Origin of the sequence: Bacillus sp. SB49 (assembly GCF_000469135.2) — a bacterium.
Classification (GTDB): Bacteria; Bacillota; Bacilli; order Bacillales; family Halobacillaceae; genus Halobacillus.
Genome location: NZ_CP048117.1, coordinates 2,562,760 through 2,579,543, shown reverse-complemented (window position 1 = coordinate 2,579,543; position 16,784 = coordinate 2,562,760). Strand labels below are relative to the sequence as shown.

The window sequence follows — 16,784 nt, the reverse complement described above, 5'->3', positions numbered from 1 at the left end:
TGGAGGAGGAGCGGTGAACCATTACTTTATCGGAATTCCCGTAAGTGAACCTATACGTCAGGAGCTTGTATCCATGCAGGAGGAGCTAAAGCAGCACATGGAGTATAAAGTCTGGACGGAGGTAGAAGATTTCCATATTACATTAAAGTTTCTTGGAGGATGCTCCGATGAAAGAATAGAATCCTTGCTTTCTGACTTGCTTCATCGACATTGGCCGGCTCCTTTTCCTCTTCAAATCGGTCCTGCAGGTTTTTTCGGTAATCCTGTAAAGCCGCGGGTATTTCATGCAGAAGTATCCTTGCCAGCCTCTTTAGAAGAGATGAAATCACTCGTGGAGGAATGTGGAAAGAGCCAGGGATTTCCCAATGAAAACCGCAAGTATTATCCGCATATCACCCTTGCTAAGAAACAGGCAGAAGGAAAATCACCGCTGCTGGAAGAGGGAGCAGAACCGGGCATTTTGCAAGAACGTTTAGAAATGATGGTGGAACGAGTAAATGTGTATAAGATCCATCCGGAACAGAAGCCGAAATACGAATGTATTGCCGCTATTCCATTACGGATAAAGGAGTAACTATGGCACAGTTGATTAAATTACAGGACTACATTTCAAGATACCAGCGAAACATCTTTCAATACCCGACGAAATATATCCAATTAAAGAAAGAGCAGTGGGAAAAAGCAAGACACGAATTTCTGCATGTAAAAGACACGGGGATAGAGGCAGCATCTCTGGAAGACACGGAACCACTGCGTTCACCTTTCTGGAGACGATGGATGAGAAAAGAAGAAGAAAAACCAGACCATAGACCGGAAGTGGAAGAAAGTCCCGTCAGTATGGCAGAAAGGAAGCAGCAGTTTTTGGATGGTTTATTCTCTCTCCAATTGACTTGGGCTTCCAAAACCCTGGTGGAGAGATCCTTTCTTGCGCCAGAGTACCGGGAGGATGAGCGGCTGAAGTTTTACTTGCAGCGGCTCCCGGATACATATCTCCTTATGTACAGACCGATTGTAACGATCAAAAAGGCTCAGATGGAAATCGAGCCTTTGTTGATCGGACCACACGGGGTCGAATTGATTTATGACCTTTCCGCCATTCCGGGTGAAACGGTTTACCCGAGTGCTGAAAAAGCTTGGTATGTCGAAGAGAATGGAAAGCAGCGCAAAATCATGAACCCGCTTTTGTCATTAAGGCGGTCGGAAACCTATGTGAAAAGTGTTTGGAAGAAATATAATATCCATCTTCCTTTTCGAAAAGTGGTGCTTGCACCGCAATGGACGTTCTCGGGAGTGAAAGAACCATTCCAAACAGATTACATAGGTAGAGAACGCTACGCACAGTGGTTGGAAGACAAAAGAAATACAACGTCACCATTCAAGCACGACCAGCTAAAGGCTGCAGAAGCACTGCTGTACCATTGCCGCACATCTTCCGTGAAACGGCCGGAATGGGATGTAGACGAAGAAGAGTCTAGGGAAGAATGAGTTCTTTTGACGGAACTGGACGCGGTTTATCAATGTAAAATCCTTGACCGTACCCGACTCCCTGGCTCTGCAGCCAGTTCCACTCCTCTACGGTTTCGATTCCTTCCGCAAGCACGTCAATTCCAAGCTTGTCCGCACGCTGCAGTACTTCAAATAAAAACTGTTGTTTGATTGGATCCCCGGTACATCCATTAATGTAGGAACGATCGATTTTCACGATGTCGGGTTGTAGTAGAGAAAGCATTTCTATTGTGCTGTATCCTGCCCCCACATCATCGAGAGCTACACGCATACCGGATGATTTGTACGTATCCAAAATACCTTTCAGGTGCCGAACATCCGTAATTTTTTCTGTTTCCACTACTTCAAAAACAAGGTCTGCCGGATCGATAGAAAATTCCTCCACTATTTGAAAAGTATGCTTTAAACAAAATTCCGGAACATAAATAGTAGATGGAAGGAAATTGATGAAGATGTGCTGCCCCGGCTGTAAATGCTCTGCCTTGGCTTGAACAGCAGCACGCCGGGCTTTTTGATCCAGCATAGACTGAAGTCCTGAACGTGCAGCGTAATCAAAGAGTTCGCCGGGATTTACTTGCCTTCCTTTCGTCCTAAGCAGAGCCTCATATCCAAAAATGCTGCTGTCCTTCATATTGAGGATCGGCTGGAGGTGTGCCTCAAAATCACCTTGATGAATCAAGCTTTCAAGCTCCGGTTGACAAAGCCTCGCAAAGAGGTGCTCGATCGTGATCGGGAATGTTTGAGCCATGGAACCAGAAGACAGATGGATCCATTCTTCCTCCTTCACCCCCTTGGACAGGAGGTCTGCAAGGATGTCTTGCAGGTTTTCTCTGTTTTGGTAGGGAATAATATGTACTCCCTCATCAGCGGGTACACCGCGACGGGACAATTCCGAATGGGCTCGAATGATTAAGGCGCCGTTGTCAGGAATGGTGACTGTTGTACCACAGTACGTGCAATCTTTAGCCATTGGAACTCCTCCTTTCTAATTAATATTATAATAGAATAGTAATCAGCTGCATAATTATACGACTTAAAAATCAGGAGAAATGTCCTATGAATATCATTATCGTGAATCCGGTTGCCGGGAAAGGGAAAGCGGCCAAGATGTATAGGAGGATCCAGAGGGACCATTCCTACAAAGCTGAAAATTGCCGTGCCTTCTTCACACAAGAGGAAGGACATGCAGAACGTATAGCGAGACAGGTAACGGAAATCTATCAAGATACGTTATCATCCATCATCGTGCTGGGTGGAGATGGTACGTTACATGAGGTCGTAAATGGAGCGCGCAGTTATCCCTCTATTCCGATCTGCTTCCTGCCTGCGGGGACAGGGAATGATTTTGCAAGAGGGCTGGGCTTAAGGGAGCGTGGTCTGCCTTTGTTCCGTAATATGATCCGTCGTCCCAGAATTCACCAGCTCCGTTTGGGGTGTTATGACCTTCATGGGAGAAAAAGAAATGGTACCCGCTTGTTTCTTAATAGTATCGGGTTCGGACTTGACGGTAGGATTGCAGGAAGGGTCACAAAATCACGCAATAAAGGAAACCGAAGATTGTTTTCTTCTCTGACCTATCCTGCAGCTTTACTTGCATCGATTAGAAATTCAGCACCGATTACGGTAGACCTGGATATCGACGGCGTCTTTTACCCGGGGCGGGAGATCATGATGCTGACGATTGCCAATCATCCATATTTTGGAGGGGGGATGAAGATAGCGCCGCACGCAGATTTAACCAAAGGAGAGTTTGAGCTGCTGATCCTCGATCCCATATCAAAAAGGAAATTGGCTGTGCTCTTTTTCAGCGTTTTTACAGGATGGCATGCAAGAATCAAGGAGGTCCACCTGATCAAGGCTAAACGAGTAAAAATAACTTCCCGGGCTGCTGTGCCTTTTCAAGTGGATGGCCAGGCTGGTGAAACGTACACCTGTACAATTGAGAAAGCGCCATCAAAATCGATGATTGCAGGCGATTAAAAGATATTCCTTGAAACTAGACAGAATTATGGGTTAATCTATTCTAAGGTACACGCTCAAAAACGGATGAAAATTAATTTTGGATCGTTACTAAAGTACGATATAATAGATTCAGAAACAATGACGTGATTCAATCACAAGAGGATTTGAGGAATTGAAGGTGAATTGGTTGGAACATATACTTGGTAGTAATTGGACCGTAACACCAGCCGGCGGCTCAACGGGTGAAGCTTATTATGCTCAGACAGAAGGGAAACGGTTGTTTCTGAAACGTAATTCTTCTCCTTTCCTGGCCGTGTTGTCTGCTGAAGGAATTGTGCCCAAGCTTGTTTGGACCAAACGGTTGGAGAATGGCGATGTCATAACAGCTCAAGAGTGGCTGGAAGGCAGGGAATTGAAGACGGAAGAAATGAAGCATCCTCGAGTTGCCGCATTGCTAAGCAAAATCCATCATTCTTCAGAAATGTTGGATATGTTGATGAGGCTCGGGAAGCATCCATTGACCCCTGCAGAAATTTTGAAGGATCTTAAAGAAAACCAAAAGGTGTTGGATCAGGTCGATCCGAGAATTGAAATTCATCACGCCATCAGGTTCCTAGACAAACATGTCCAAGAAGTGGAATATCATAAGCATGTGGTATGCCATTGTGATACGAATCATAACAATTGGTTGCTGTCTTCGGATGATCGTCTTTATTTAATTGATTGGGACAACGCTATGGTCGCCGACCCTGCTCTCGATCTTGGCATGCTGTTGTACAACTACATTCCGGAAGATCAGTGGGACATGTGGTTGAAGCATTATGGTACAGAACTGGATGATCATATGTACCAGCGAATGAAATGGTACTCCGTATCTCAGTCTCTGTCCTTTATTCAATGGCACCAGATGCGCGGGGAATACGATGAAGCGATGGTTCGGTTGGATAAACTGAAAAGGATTATGAAAAAACATGAAATTCTATGAATACAGCTTGTTGAGACAACGTCCTGTCTTTGCAAGCTGATTTTATTCTTTATATCCATACCAGACAAAGAAAAACCGTTGCCTCAGGCAACGGTTTTTTCAGTCGTTTGTGGTGTATATTTAAGCTTTTTCGCTTTTACTTCTGAGCTGGTAACTTCTTTTAGTTTCTCTAATGGGTAAATGAATAGTGCGTATCCTGCAAACAGTACAGAGAATGCGGCTAAAACCGCCAGTTCCATCGCTTTTACAAGCATGTGAATTGATCATCCTTCCTGCTTATTAGTGTCTCACACGATATTAAGCATAAATCAGAAAGCGTTTACAATGAAAGCATGCCAATCCTCCATAAACAGCACTATCTGTACGTGGTCCTGCATGTAGGGGAAATAGCACCCTTCTCTTGCTATTTCTTCCCTCATGTTCGTGTTTTCACGTCTTCGCTTGCAAATCATAAAAAAGTTTTAAATTTTGCACTCTTCGTGGTACCATACTAACGATAAGAAGGAGGAATACCATACATGCGTTTAAGAAATAAACCGTGGGCGGACGACTTTCTCAGAGAACATGATGAAGTTGTAGTTCAACACCCATTTGATAACAAAGGAAAATGGAAAGAGTTGTTTCAGAACCCTGAACAACCGCTCCATTTAGAAATAGGATCAGGGAAAGGCCAGTTTATTGCCGGAATTGGGAAACAGCATCCGGAAGTAAACTTCGTAGGTTTGGAGTTCGTTAAAAGTGTCATCGTAGGTGCAGTGAAGAAAGTGCTGGCTGCCGAAACGACGAATGTACGAATGGTTAATGAAAATGCAAAGGATTTGCGGGAACTTTTCGATAAAGGGGAAGTGGATCATATTTATTTGAACTTCTCTGACCCTTGGCCGAAGAATAAGCATGAAAAGCGTCGTCTGACGTTCCATACGTTTCTTGAACAATACAAAGAAGTGTTGGTTGAGGAAGGCCGTTTGACGTTGAAAACGGATAATAGAGGGCTGTTTGAATATTCCTTGATCAGCTTTTCCGAATTCGGGATGACTTTGGAAGATGTATCCGTCGATCTTCACGCCGATGAAGATCCTCTCAATGTGACAACAGAATATGAAGAGAAGTTTGCAGCCAAAGGACAGCCTATTTACAGATGCACGGCTAGATTCCTCGGTTGATACCGTTTACAATAGCTCTGGTCTATATGATAGACTAGAGCTATCTTTATAGTTGGAGGGGTGTTGGATGGAAACGATGGAAATCGGCCGTGCTAAATTGACGTGGCTCGACGGCGGCGTCACCCATATGGACGGCGGCGCAATGTTTGGTGTAGTACCGAAGCCTTTGTGGAGTCGCAAGTATCCCGTGAACGAAAACAATCAGATTGAATTGAGGACCGACCCGATTTTGTTGGAAATCGACGGTAAGCGGATGTTGATTGATTCCGGTATCGGTAAGGGAAAGCTTACGGATAAACAAAAACGAAATTATGGAGTATTTCAGGAATCAAACATCCGGAGCTCATTAGAGGAAATGGGCCTCACTTGCGGTGACATAGACGTAGTTCTGATGACACACCTGCACTTTGATCATGCCTGTGGGCTTACCTCTTGGGGGAAAGAAGAACTAGTCCCCACGTTCCCGAATGCGGTTATTTATACGAGTGAAGTGGAATGGGAGGAAATGCGGAATCCGAATATGCGCTCCAAAAATACGTATTGGGAAGCGAATTGGGAACCAGTCCAACATTTGGTACATACATTTGAGAAGGAGCTGCAAATCGTTCCGGGTCTCCGGTTCATCCATACGAGCGGGCATAGTGACGGACACTCCATCCTCCTTTATGAAGAGGGGGAAGTATGTTTTCTGCATATGGCAGACCTTATGCCGACGCATGCACACCAAAACGTGTTGTGGGCGCTCGCCTATGACGATTACCCGGTGACCTCTGTTCATGAGAAAGAGAAGTGGATGAAGTATGGATATGGGAAACAAGCGTGGTATATCTTTTATCATGATGCCATTTATCGTGCACTGCGTTTCGACGAAGAAGGGAAAGTAACCGAGGAAGTAGAGAAGAAGAGCAGGCATGAATACCAAAAGTAGAAAAAAGACCTTCCGCCTGACGGCCGAAGGTCTTCACTGGATTAAGCAGTAGTTTCTGCGACATCTACGATCGTACCGGTTTCCGTATCGATGTAGAACTCAAACTGCGATGTTTCGCCGTCTTTGTTCTTTGCGATACCTCCACGGTACACATCATAGTGGATGCCGTTTTTGTTCAGTTCTTCCGGCTGCATGTACACCCATGAACCACTGATAGGTCCCTGTTTCTTAAATGCTTCCTTGGCGATTTTCAAAGCTTTCTCTGGTGTGACACCTTGACTATTGCTTACTTGTTCTTTGATTACGTAGCCAGCCAATGCTCCTACACCGGCAGCTATTGCAACTTTTTTCCAGTTCATTTGTTAATCACCTCATAACTGATTTCTGCTACCCAGTATACTAAATATTCCCGATAAAAGTAAAACAAAACTATGCTCCTGTGGCGGATTTGTAGAAACGGTTTCAAAATTCCGGTAAAATAAGAGCAGAAGGATAAAAAGGAGAGGTACATATGAATCAAGAAACACGCACTCTTTTTAAGACATTGACAGAGCTCCCTGGTGCACCGGGGAACGAACATCTTGTACGTTCATTTATGAAGGAGGAGCTGGGTAAATATTCAGATTCTATCGTTCAGGACAACTTGGGCGGCGTTTTTGGTGTCAAAGAAGGCGAAGGCCCGACCGTAATGGTTGCAGGTCATATGGATGAAGTAGGATTCATGGTAACTCAAATCACGGGTAACGGGATGCTTCGGTTCCAGCCGCTCGGAGGTTGGTGGAACCAGGTAATGCTGGCACAGCGTGTCCAAATCATTACCGACAAGGGACCGGTAGTCGGAGTTATCGGCTCCATTCCTCCTCACAATCTCACACCGGAACAAAGGAAGCGGCCGATGGAAGTAAAAAATATGGTGATCGACATCGGTGCGGATGACAGGGAAGACGCGGAGAAAATCGGCATCAAACCGGGCCAGCCGATTGTACCGATCTGTCCTTTTACTCCTATGGCTAATGAGAAGAAGATCATGGCGAAAGCATGGGATAACCGGTACGGATGTGGTTTGTCCATTGAGCTGTTAAAAGAACTGCAGGGGGAAAAGCTTCCAAACAAATTATACTCTGGCGCTACGGTCCAGGAAGAAGTCGGTCTGAGGGGAGCTCAAGTTGCTGCCAATATGATCAATCCGGATATTTTCTATGCGCTGGATGCTTCTCCTGCAAACGATATGAGTGGAGATAAGAAGGAATTCGGTCAACTTGGTAAAGGGGCGCTTCTCCGTATTTTCGACCGGACAATGATTACTCATAAAGGTATGCGAGATTTCATTTTGGATACAGCGGAAACGAACGATATTCCGTATCAATACTTTATTTCCCAAGGTGGAACGGATGCCGGCAGGGTCCACATGTCTAATAATGGAGTCCCTTCTGCTGTCGTCGGAATATGCTCCCGATACATTCATACTTCCTCGTCCATCATTCACGTGGATGATTACGAAGCAGCAAAAGAGTTGATTGTGAAGCTCGTACGCTCTACAGATCAGAATACGCTGGACCAAATAAAACAAAATGGCTGAGTTTCTTTAAAGTCACGCGTGCTGATTTCAGCCTGCGTGACTTTGTGCTAGAATAGGATAGCAAAAAAGTATGAAACGTAAAGAATAAGCTAATCAGAGAAAATGAAAGGTGTATCTAACGTGAAAATATATGTAGGATCAAAGAATCCAACGAAAGTAGAATCGGTTAAACGCATATTTCCGGAGATGGAAATCGTGGGAATCGAAGTAGAGTCTAAAGTGGCTGCTCAGCCTTTTTCTGATGAAGAGACATTGGAAGGTGCCATTAATCGTGCCCGAGAATGTGCCTCCCAGAATAAAGCAGACCTCGGCATCGGCCTTGAAGGCGGCGTGATGGAAATCGAGGATGATCTCTATCTTTGTAATTGGGGAGCGCTCGTAGATGAGAAAGAGAATGTATACACCGCGAGCGGTGCCAGAATCATGCTTCCGGAAGAAATTAAAGCCGGCCTGGAAAGAGGAAAAGAACTGGGCGAACTGATGGATGTATATGCAGATAAGCACGAGGTCCGAAAAAATGAAGGGGCTGTCGGCATTTTTACAAATGGGATCATCGATCGTGCCGAAATGTTTACCCACGTAGTGAAACTTTTGAAGGGGCAGTGGGAATACGACAGACAGATGAACAAATAAAAAAAGCGTGGATGCCGAATGGTTCCTCGCTTTTTTTATTCGTACACGTAGGCGAGAACTTCTAAAGCCTCTTCCATGGTTTCGACCGTCACATCTGCTTTATTCGAGAGTTCCTTCAATGGGTGTATTAACGACTCAGGGCGAATAAGGATCAGTGGTTTCTGCAGATGGATCGCTGCACTTGCATCCATAGCCGTATTCCATTGTTTGTACGATTCACCGAATAATGCAATGACGGCGTCTGATTTGTTCAAGAGAACCTGTGTGCGGAAGTTGTTCACGCTGGAAGCTGCGTCATCCCGGTACAGTTTGTCCGGCTGCTTTCCGAGTATGGCTTCTCCGATATCATCAGAACGATCGTGGTTTTCCTGTGGTCCTACGAAGTGAATCGGCAGCCCTTTTTCCTCTGCTTTCTTTTTCAATTGAAGGCGCCAGTCGTCATGAATCTGTCCCGCTAAGTAAACGGTTAACTCCATTTTATCTCCTCCCATTTTATACCTTTCTAACCAGTATGCGAAAGAAAACGTATTCTGTCCAGTATGGCAGCTTCGTGGAATAACTCCCTGCCGTAAGCTCATACTAGGATGTGGTACAAAATACTTCATACTGGTGTATTTACACATGTAAATAAAAATTGTATGATAAAGGGCGGAATCATACGGGAGGGATGGCAGTGAAAGATTTTCTAACAAGAAAAGGAGTACATATATCGGTTCAATCATATTTGATAACCGCCCTCAGCTATATGGCACTTGGGTTGTTTTCATCCTTGATCATCGGATTAATTATCAAGACGCTTGGTGAACAAACAAGTCTTGGTCCCCTTTCGCAGTCGTTTATAGAAATGGGGACGCTTGCGATGGATACGAAGATATGGGGAGGTGCGATCGGAGCGGCGATTGCCTATGGATTAAAAGCACCTCCTTTAGTCATTTTTGCAGCTTTGTTCAGCGGAGCGGCCGGGGCGGAGGCCGGCGGTCCGGCGGGGAGCTATATCGCTGCTCTCGCTGCCACAGAATTCGGTAAACTAGTAAGCAAAGAAACGAAAATTGATATTATTCTCACGCCGTTCATCACGATCGTTATCGGATTTATGGTCGGCTCTTGGATCGGAGCTCCGATCGGTGGTTTTATGACGGGGCTAGGAGAAGTCATCAATTGGGCAACGCAGCAGCAGCCGTTATGGATGGGAATCGTTGTCGCTGTCTTGATGGGCCTGGCATTGACGGCTCCGATTTCCAGCCTTGCCATTGCCCTTATGCTGTCACTCGATGGCGTAGCAGCCGGAGCGGCGACCGTGGGCTGCGCTGCCCAGATGATCGGGTTCGCGACCATCAGTTATCGAGATAACGGCATAGGAGGAGCGCTTGCTCAGGGAATCGGAACGTCGATGCTTCAAGTAGCGAACATTGTAAAACATCCGCTGATCCTTCTTCCTCCAACGATCGCTGGTGCTGTGCTGGCACCTGTGGCAACCGTATGGCTTACAATGGAAAATAATGCAGCAGGGGCTGGAATGGGAACAAGCGGCTTTGTAGGTCAAATCATGACATTCGAAACGATGGGATTCTCCTGGAGTGTTTTTGGCATGATCCTCTTCCTTCACCTGATCGGTCCGGCTTTGATCAGCTATATTATTGCCATCGCCTTCCGGAGGAAAGGGTGGATCAAGCCGGGAGACATGACGATTGATTATGAGTGAACGTGTGCTAAAATAGCATCGGAGGTGTTCCACAATGATTACATTAGAATCTGATCAACAATTGAAAGATTTGATAGAAGAGAAACCGGTTATCCTGCTGTTTTCTGCAGACTGGTGTCCGGACTGTCGGGTAATTGAACCGTTTCTTCCGGAATTGGAAGAAAAATATGCTGATTGGACCTTCGTTTACGTAGACCGTGATCAATTCATCCACGTCTGCGCCGAAAACGATGTCTTCGGAATTCCGAGTTTCCTTGCTTTCCGTGATGGGGAAGAAGTAGGAAGGTTCGTCAGCAAAGATCGTAAATCTCAAGAAGAGATTGAGGACTTTCTCATACAAGTAAGCAGATAATTCATAGGACAAACAAACGGACGTGTTTTACAGAAACACGTCCGTTTTTACTTGTTGAGGGGCACGGTGAAAAATAGACAGCATAAGGCGAAACGTTTTGTGATGGATCACTTTACCGTTTCCTTTTTATTAATGCTTTTTTGTGTGTATAATAAGAGGCAGTGAAATTCGAAGAAACGTCGATTTCTTCCAGTGTAGAAGGAGGAAATATTATGAAGATGACAAGTATTAAATTGAAGAAAAAATTGGAAGAACGCTTAAATCATGCAGAATGGAAGACGGTCTTTAACAGGGATAAAGATACGTTTCGTGTAGAATGGGCAGAAACCGGTAAGGGCATTACCATCACTCTCCCGAACGTCATTGCTAAATTCCAGCAGCGCGGAGAGGAAGCTCTTGACGAGTTGGAAGATCATGTTCAGGAAGCCCTCCGGGTCATGAATGAAGAACATACGCTCTCCGGGAAAGAGAAGCAGATCTATCCAGTCATCCGAGCGGCTTCCTTCCCTACAGAGGACAAGGGAAAGCAGCTTGTATATGCGGAACACACAGCGGAGACAAGAATCTATTATGCACTGGATTTGGGTAAGTCCTATAAACTGATTGATGAAGACATGCTGCAAGAAGAAGGATGGTCTCTCGATCGGATCAAGGAAGTGGCGGGATTTAATGTTCGCTCCCTGCCGGTGGAGATGAAGAAGGATACCGTCTATGGCAATGATTTTTACTTCCATTCCGCACGTGACGGCTACGATGCCAGCCGAATTCTCAATGAAGCACTACTCGAAAAACTGAAAGCCGAATGTAAGGGAGAGCTTGCTATCAGCATCCCGCATCAGGACGTCATTATTTTTGCGGATGTCCAAAACCCCGAGGGTTATGATATATTAGCTCAGATGGCTATGAAATTCTTTGCGGAAGGAACGGTTCCTGTCACTTCCCTGTCCTTCTTATATGAGGATAAAGAACTGGAGCCGATTTTCATCCTGGCGCAGAAGAAACCGAAACGAGACCGAAAGGAAGATTAATATGCACGTATTTTACAATCGTCAAGGAATCGGAGATGTTCTGATCATCCCTGTTAAAGAGGGAGATCGCGAAGAAATCAAACAGGAAGCATTTGGAGATGTGGTGAAGATCACGGACAAAAGGGACGGATCGCTTTTAGGCTACAATATATTCAACGCTTCGGAATACTTCAACCTTGAAGGTCAGGGAAAGATCAGACTTACCGAAGAGATGCTTGCCCCGATTAAAGATCTTTTCACGAAAAACCAATTGAACGACGTCCTCAATTTCGATCTATCCCCGAAATTCGTTGTCGGATTTGTGAAAGAGAAGGCACCCCATGAGAATGCGGACAAGTTAAGCGTCTGCCAAGTGGATGTAGGAGAAGAGACGCTTCAAATTGTCTGTGGTGCCCCAAACGTAGCAGAGGGTCAAAAAGTGGTCGTTGCTAAAGTAGGAGCGACGATGCCAAGCGGAATGAAGATTAAAGACGCTAAGTTGAGAGGAGTTCCTTCTTCCGGTATGATTTGTTCCGCCAAAGAGCTGGATCTGCCGGACGCTCCGAAAGAAAAAGGCATTCTAGTGCTGGAGGACCATTACGAAGTCGGTCAGACTTTTGAAGTTTAATGGAAGCACATGTCGAATTTAAGCAAAGTAGCCTAGCTGCTTTGCTTTTTTTGATTCAAAAGTCATTTTTAAAGGGAATGTAAAGCAATACATGCTGTAAACCTGTTAAAATAGGGATAATCATGCTTTTGAAAAGAGAGGGAACGTAATGTGGAAAGACATTAAAAGCAAAATGAAAAAATGGTTTGAAAATGATGAGGCAGAAGAGAAGAAGCCGTTACATAATAAAGACGAACGATTTACGAATGAACGCCAGGAAGTCAATGCAAGGACGAAGATGACGTATCGTTATCCAAAACAGGGGGAGTTTCGTTTTCCTGTCATTCCGGATCGTCCAAAACATCCCTCCGCATCGGTGGAGGAGGAAGAAAAAACATTAGAGAACCGTCCTGTCAGAAGGCAGCGTCCTTTTGGGGAACAGAAGAAACAGGAAGAACCTGTGCGAAGAAAGCAGCGAAAACAGGAGGAAGAACAGGAACTGCCGGAAACAACATCGGTACCGTTTACTCCTACAGATGTGCCGTCGCCGATCTATGGGTACCAGGCCAGACAAATGACGAAGGGCTTGGAAACACTGGAGTATGCAGTAGAAGAAGAGCAGCAGAAAGGGTTCTATACTAACTCCTATGACGAGAAGCAATGGCAGGAGTTAAGAAAACGTATGAGGATTCGGATGGATGAACCGGAGCCGCAGAGACCGGTGACAGAATCAGAAAACCAGATCCCTACCGTGGAAGAGCTTGCGGATGAAGAGATAAAAGAAAAAAGTAACGTGGAAGAAGCAGCCTCCTTGGAACTCGAGACTCCTCAAGAAGAAGCGGCACGTGGGGACGATATGGAATCGTTTCAGAAAGCAGTACAGGGGTTCGATAACGCTTCCGATGAGCCGTCACAAGTAGAGACTCCTGCACGCTCAGAAGAGGTAGACTCGAAGGAAAACGATCCGTTGGAAGCGCACGAATCCGAACCACTTATAGACAGGGAACCGGAGGAACCTTTCACGGGTCTGCTGATGTTGGATGAAGAGGAAGTGCCTGAGACAGAAGAAGGTGCACATGAAGATGTGGAACAGCCGTTGGAGGACCCCGCCCCTTCTTATCAGGACTCCGTCTCAGAAGCAGACCTACCTGTCAGTCATGATGAAGAAGAGGTTTATGAGGGCGATTCATCACGGATACGGGAAGAGGAAATGATTACAGAAGAAGAGCTTGTAGATCGAGTGGAAACAGAGGATAACTCAATAGCAGAAACGCCTGAGTCCACCATTCCTTCCGTGACAGAAGAGGATGAAAACATTTCTGAGGACAAGCCTGAAGATCATGAAGCCGTGGAAGTGTCCGATGAAAAGCCTGTCGAGGAGAAGCCGAAGCGGCGTGTGCCATTCAACGTATTAATGACTCCTAGAGACAAAAGGACCCGGGATCATCAGCCGGTACCGCCTCAGAACAAGAAAGTAGAATTGAAGGAAGAGGAACGGAAAGTGGAATCGAATCGAGAAATGAAACAAGATTCTCTTCCACAGGAAACGGATGATAAACCCGGACATGTAAGAGAAGAATACGTTACTCCTCTTCATCTGCTGGAGGATCCGGTCCGTCCTACTTCAGATGATGACAGCTGGATTAAAGAACAGATGGAGCTTTTGGAAACGACGCTGCGTCATTTCCATGTACGCGCAAACGTCGTCAATGCAATGAAAGGCCCGACGGTTACCAGATTTGAAGTGCAGCCGGAGCCGGGTGTGAAAGTAAGCAAAATAACCAACCTCGCTGATGACATTAAATTAAGCATGGCAGCGAAAGATATTCGTATCGAAGCCCCTATTCCGGGGAAACAGGCGGTTGGAATCGAAGTACCTAATAAACGCTCTCAGATGGTGGGACTCCAGGAAATTTTTGAATCAGAAGCTTTCCAGGAAGATCCATCACCGCTTGCGGTTGGTCTCGGTCTCGATATCGGCGGTGATTCCATCGTGACCAATTTGAAGAAAATGCCACACGGCCTCATTGCGGGAGCGACTGGTTCAGGAAAGAGTGTATGTATCAACACGATTTTGATCAGTTTATTATATAAAGCCCACCATGAGGATGTTAAGTTCATGCTGATTGATCCAAAGATGGTGGAGCTCGCACCATACAATGATCTTCCGCACCTTGTCTCCCCTGTGATCACGGATGTGAAGGCAGCAACAACTGCTTTGAAATGGGCAGTGAAAGAGATGGAAGAGCGATATGAGAAATTCGTGAAGGAAGGCGTTCGGGATGTGGAACGCTATAATGATAAAATCATGAAGCAAGGGCGTAAATCAGAGAAGATGCCGTATCTGGTCATTGTGATCGATGAGCTTGCCGACCTCATGATGATGTCCCCGCAGGATGTCGAGGATGCGATCTGCAGAATCGCCCAAAAGGCAAGGGCATGTGGAATTCATCTGCTTCTTGCCACGCAGCGTCCTTCTGTGGATGTTATTACAGGATTAATCAAAGCAAATATACCGACAAGAATTGCTTTCAGTGTTTCATCTCAAGTCGATTCCAGAACAATCATCGACTCTTCCGGAGCGGAAAAACTGCTGGGTAAGGGAGATATGCTGTTCGTTGAAAACGGTTCGGGCCAGCCATTGCGAATACAGGGGGCTTTCGTTTCCGATGACGAAATTGAGCGCGTGACTGCCTACGTCAAAAAGGTGGCTCCACCGCGGTATTTGTTCCATCAGGATGAATTGATCCAGCAGGTGGCATCGGAAGAGGACACGGATGAGCTGTTTGATGAAGCTGTTTCCTTTGTTGTCGAACAGAACGGTGCGAGCGCTTCACTCATCCAGCGACGATTTAAAGTCGGGTATAACCGTGCTGCCAGACTGATTGATCAAATGGAAACATACGGGATTATTTCTGAACAAAAAGGAAGCAAGCCGAGAGACATTTTATTGACGAGACAGCAGATCGACGAAATGATGGAGTGATACCAGCTTGGAAGGAAAGGCTTGTGTATTACTTCCCAATTATATATGATGGTCTAAGAATGTATTTTTCAAGATACAAACGACCTAATGTTTAAGGAGTAAAGTCATGAAAGAAATTTCACGCAAGTTGAATGGCGAGATCAGCCGACTGACGAACAAGACATTCAAGTTTGATGAACGAGCCGGAGAGGGATGGTTTTCAGCCGTCTATTTCCTGAAGACCAGGGATATTGTAGAAAATCATCTTCCGGAAAACCAGGTGACGATGCAGTTTTTCCAGAAAGACCATGCCGTCTTATGCGGGACGGATGAAGTGATTGCTCTTATCCATACGTTTGCCGATCATCCAGAGGAACTGGAGATCCACTCTTTGAAGGACGGGGATAAGATCGTACCTTATGAAACGGTGTTGACGGTTACAGGTCCTTATCAATATTTCGGCTTTCTGGAAGGGATGATTGATGGGATTCTTGCCAGGCGTACATCTGTTGCGACGAACGTGTACAATGTCGTAAAAGCAGCCCGTACATCAGGGAAGCAGAAGCCGATCATCTTCATGGGAGACAGGGATGATCATTTCACCCAGCAATCTGGTGACGGTTATTCTGCTTTTATCGGCGGATCGACCGCTCAAGCAACCCATGCCATGAACGAATGGTGGGGGAAAGAGGGCATGGGGACGATGCCTCATGCATTGATTCAGATGTTTCAGGGGGATGTCGTTGCGGCTACGAAAGCTTACCACGAACAGTTTCCTGATGATCAGCTGATGGCGCTTGTCGATTATAATAATGACGTCATTTCAGACTCCTTGAAAGTAGCGCGGGAATTCGGAGAAGAATTGAAAGGGGTGCGCCTCGATACATCCAGGAATCTTGTGGATAAATACTTCTTGAGAAACCAGCACCTTATGGGTACCTTTGATCCCAGGGGAGTGAATCCCGAATTGATTTTTGCACTAAGACGAGCTCTTGACCAGGAGGGATATCGTCATGTGAAAATCGTCGTAAGCGGCGGGTTTACGAAGGAGCGGATCAAAGCATTCGAAGAGCAGGAAGTTCCAGTCGATATGTACGGTGTAGGCGGGAGCCTTCTTAAAATCAATATTGGTTTCACTGGTGATAATGTCATCATAAACGGCAAACCTGAGGCGAAAGAAGGACGCAGATATAAGCCGAATTCCAGGTTGGAACGCGTGGAATTTATTGGGGATGACCAGTGAGGATATGGGTGGGCACGAACGTTCAACGTTTGTGCCTTTTGATTTTGTCTTCCCCACTTTTTCTTCGCTTCGGAACGTGGTAAGATAAGAAAGCGCAAAGATTAACAGATGTAACTGGAAGCGAAATCGCAGATTTTTACAAGTTACATATA

At 45.6% G+C, this 16,784-nt stretch carries 18 protein-coding genes; 14 read left to right on the top strand and 4 right to left on the bottom strand.

Annotated elements, in window-relative coordinates:
- The first annotated feature begins 13 nt into the window (after nt 1-13).
- Together thpR and M662_RS13535 are read left to right on the top strand one after the other, a co-directional pair.
- Nucleotides 14-574 (top strand): RNA 2',3'-cyclic phosphodiesterase, encoded by a 561-nt coding sequence (gene thpR, locus M662_RS13540; RefSeq protein WP_008635487.1) that lies wholly within the window; start codon nt 14-16, stop codon nt 572-574.
- A 2-nt stretch (nt 575-576) separates the two neighbouring features.
- Complete coding sequence (locus tag M662_RS13535; RefSeq protein ID WP_008635485.1) at nt 577-1,485, top strand: nuclease-related domain-containing protein; 909 nt, start codon at nt 577-579, stop codon at nt 1,483-1,485.
- Here M662_RS13535 and M662_RS13530 read toward each other — a convergent pair.
- Nucleotides 1,472-2,476 carry an EAL domain-containing protein gene (locus M662_RS13530; protein ID WP_026577078.1) on the bottom strand — a complete coding sequence of 335 codons (1,005 nt, stop codon included), beginning with the start codon at nt 2,474-2,476 and terminating at the stop codon, nt 1,472-1,474. The two genes, M662_RS13535 and M662_RS13530, sit on opposite strands and share 14 nt — an antisense overlap.
- An 86-nt stretch (nt 2,477-2,562) precedes the next feature.
- Here M662_RS13530 and M662_RS13525 point away from each other — a divergent pair, with 86 nt between their 5' ends.
- Both M662_RS13525 and M662_RS13520 read left to right on the top strand, forming a co-directional pair.
- Nucleotides 2,563-3,486 (top strand): diacylglycerol/lipid kinase family protein, encoded by a 924-nt coding sequence (locus tag M662_RS13525; protein ID WP_026577079.1) that lies wholly within the window; start codon nt 2,563-2,565, stop codon nt 3,484-3,486.
- A 154-nt stretch (nt 3,487-3,640) separates the two neighbouring features.
- On the top strand, nt 3,641-4,453 hold the full coding sequence (locus M662_RS13520) for a phosphotransferase family protein (RefSeq protein WP_008635479.1): 813 nt from the start codon (nt 3,641-3,643) through the stop codon (nt 4,451-4,453).
- 83 nt (nt 4,454-4,536) lie between these two features.
- On the opposite strand, the gene M662_RS13515 is transcribed toward M662_RS13520, so the two are convergent.
- A complete protein-coding gene (locus tag M662_RS13515) occupies nt 4,537-4,707 on the bottom strand; it encodes a hypothetical protein (protein ID WP_008635471.1) in 171 nt (56 codons plus the stop codon).
- Nucleotides 4,708-4,971: 264 nt separating this feature from the next.
- On the opposite strand from M662_RS13515, the gene trmB reads away from it, so the two are divergent.
- Together trmB and M662_RS13505 are read left to right on the top strand one after the other, a co-directional pair.
- Nucleotides 4,972-5,616, top strand: a complete 645-nt coding sequence (gene trmB, locus M662_RS13510; RefSeq protein WP_026577081.1) for a tRNA (guanosine(46)-N7)-methyltransferase TrmB — start codon at nt 4,972-4,974, stop codon at nt 5,614-5,616.
- 67 nt (nt 5,617-5,683) lie between these two features.
- A complete protein-coding gene (locus M662_RS13505; protein ID WP_026577082.1) occupies nt 5,684-6,544 on the top strand; it encodes a YtnP family quorum-quenching lactonase in 861 nt (286 codons plus the stop codon).
- Nucleotides 6,545-6,585: 41 nt separating this feature from the next.
- Here the strand turns inward: M662_RS13505 and M662_RS13500 are convergent, their stop codons facing one another.
- Nucleotides 6,586-6,903 (bottom strand): PepSY domain-containing protein, encoded by a 318-nt coding sequence (locus M662_RS13500; RefSeq protein ID WP_008635462.1) that lies wholly within the window; start codon nt 6,901-6,903, stop codon nt 6,586-6,588.
- Nucleotides 6,904-7,055: 152 nt separating this feature from the next.
- Between M662_RS13500 and M662_RS13495 the strand changes: the two genes are divergently transcribed.
- Both M662_RS13495 and M662_RS13490 read left to right on the top strand, forming a co-directional pair.
- On the top strand, nt 7,056-8,123 hold the full coding sequence (locus M662_RS13495; RefSeq protein ID WP_026577083.1) for a M42 family metallopeptidase: 1,068 nt from the start codon (nt 7,056-7,058) through the stop codon (nt 8,121-8,123).
- Between the two features lie 120 nt (nt 8,124-8,243).
- Nucleotides 8,244-8,756 (top strand): DUF84 family protein, encoded by a 513-nt coding sequence (locus tag M662_RS13490; RefSeq protein ID WP_026577084.1) that lies wholly within the window; start codon nt 8,244-8,246, stop codon nt 8,754-8,756.
- 35 nt (nt 8,757-8,791) lie between these two features.
- Here M662_RS13490 and M662_RS13485 read toward each other — a convergent pair whose 3' ends face one another.
- Nucleotides 8,792-9,232, bottom strand: coding sequence for a YtoQ family protein (locus tag M662_RS13485; RefSeq protein ID WP_026577085.1), 441 nt, complete (start codon nt 9,230-9,232; stop codon nt 8,792-8,794).
- Nucleotides 9,233-9,429: 197 nt separating this feature from the next.
- Between M662_RS13485 and M662_RS13480 the strand changes: the two genes are divergently transcribed.
- The 6 genes from M662_RS13480 to M662_RS13455 all read left to right on the top strand — a co-directional run bounded on the left by M662_RS13480 (nt 9,430) and on the right by M662_RS13455 (nt 16,632).
- On the top strand, nt 9,430-10,458 hold the full coding sequence (locus tag M662_RS13480; protein WP_026577086.1) for a PTS sugar transporter subunit IIC: 1,029 nt from the start codon (nt 9,430-9,432) through the stop codon (nt 10,456-10,458).
- A 34-nt stretch (nt 10,459-10,492) separates the two neighbouring features.
- Nucleotides 10,493-10,810, top strand: coding sequence for a thioredoxin family protein (locus M662_RS13475; protein WP_008635452.1), 318 nt, complete (start codon nt 10,493-10,495; stop codon nt 10,808-10,810).
- Between the two features lie 212 nt (nt 10,811-11,022).
- Nucleotides 11,023-11,838 (top strand): DUF1444 domain-containing protein, encoded by an 816-nt coding sequence (locus M662_RS13470; protein ID WP_035387962.1) that lies wholly within the window; start codon nt 11,023-11,025, stop codon nt 11,836-11,838.
- Nucleotide 11,839: 1 nt separating this feature from the next.
- On the top strand, nt 11,840-12,445 hold the full coding sequence (gene ytpR / locus M662_RS13465) for a YtpR family tRNA-binding protein (RefSeq protein WP_008635448.1): 606 nt from the start codon (nt 11,840-11,842) through the stop codon (nt 12,443-12,445).
- 148 nt (nt 12,446-12,593) lie between these two features.
- Complete coding sequence (locus M662_RS13460) at nt 12,594-15,410, top strand: DNA translocase FtsK (RefSeq protein WP_008635447.1); 2,817 nt, start codon at nt 12,594-12,596, stop codon at nt 15,408-15,410.
- A gap of 106 nt (nt 15,411-15,516) precedes the next feature.
- Nucleotides 15,517-16,632 (top strand): nicotinate phosphoribosyltransferase, encoded by a 1,116-nt coding sequence (locus M662_RS13455; protein ID WP_008635446.1) that lies wholly within the window; start codon nt 15,517-15,519, stop codon nt 16,630-16,632.
- Nucleotides 16,633-16,784 lie beyond the last annotated feature (152 nt).

Bases quoted from the DNA above. Each gene is read 5' to 3' on its own strand.
- M662_RS13535 (WP_008635485.1), top strand. From the start codon at position 577: ATGGCACAGTTGATTAAATTACAGGACTACATTTCAAGATACCAGCGA.
- M662_RS13530 (WP_026577078.1), bottom strand. From the start codon at position 2,476: ATGGCTAAAGATTGCACGTACTGTGGTACAACAGTCACCATTCCTGAC.
- M662_RS13525 (WP_026577079.1), top strand. From the start codon at position 2,563: ATGAATATCATTATCGTGAATCCGGTTGCCGGGAAAGGGAAAGCGGCC.
- M662_RS13515 (WP_008635471.1), bottom strand. From the start codon at position 4,707: ATGCTTGTAAAAGCGATGGAACTGGCGGTTTTAGCCGCATTCTCTGTA.
- trmB (WP_026577081.1), top strand. From the start codon at position 4,972: ATGCGTTTAAGAAATAAACCGTGGGCGGACGACTTTCTCAGAGAACAT.
- M662_RS13505 (WP_026577082.1), top strand. From the start codon at position 5,684: ATGGAAACGATGGAAATCGGCCGTGCTAAATTGACGTGGCTCGACGGC.
- M662_RS13500 (WP_008635462.1), bottom strand. From the start codon at position 6,903: ATGAACTGGAAAAAAGTTGCAATAGCTGCCGGTGTAGGAGCATTGGCT.
- M662_RS13495 (WP_026577083.1), top strand. From the start codon at position 7,056: ATGAATCAAGAAACACGCACTCTTTTTAAGACATTGACAGAGCTCCCT.
- M662_RS13485 (WP_026577085.1), bottom strand. From the start codon at position 9,232: ATGGAGTTAACCGTTTACTTAGCGGGACAGATTCATGACGACTGGCGC.
- M662_RS13475 (WP_008635452.1), top strand. From the start codon at position 10,493: ATGATTACATTAGAATCTGATCAACAATTGAAAGATTTGATAGAAGAG.
- M662_RS13470 (WP_035387962.1), top strand. From the start codon at position 11,023: ATGAAGATGACAAGTATTAAATTGAAGAAAAAATTGGAAGAACGCTTA.
- ytpR (WP_008635448.1), top strand. From the start codon at position 11,840: ATGCACGTATTTTACAATCGTCAAGGAATCGGAGATGTTCTGATCATC.
- M662_RS13460 (WP_008635447.1), top strand. From the start codon at position 12,594: ATGTGGAAAGACATTAAAAGCAAAATGAAAAAATGGTTTGAAAATGAT.
- M662_RS13455 (WP_008635446.1), top strand. From the start codon at position 15,517: ATGAAAGAAATTTCACGCAAGTTGAATGGCGAGATCAGCCGACTGACG.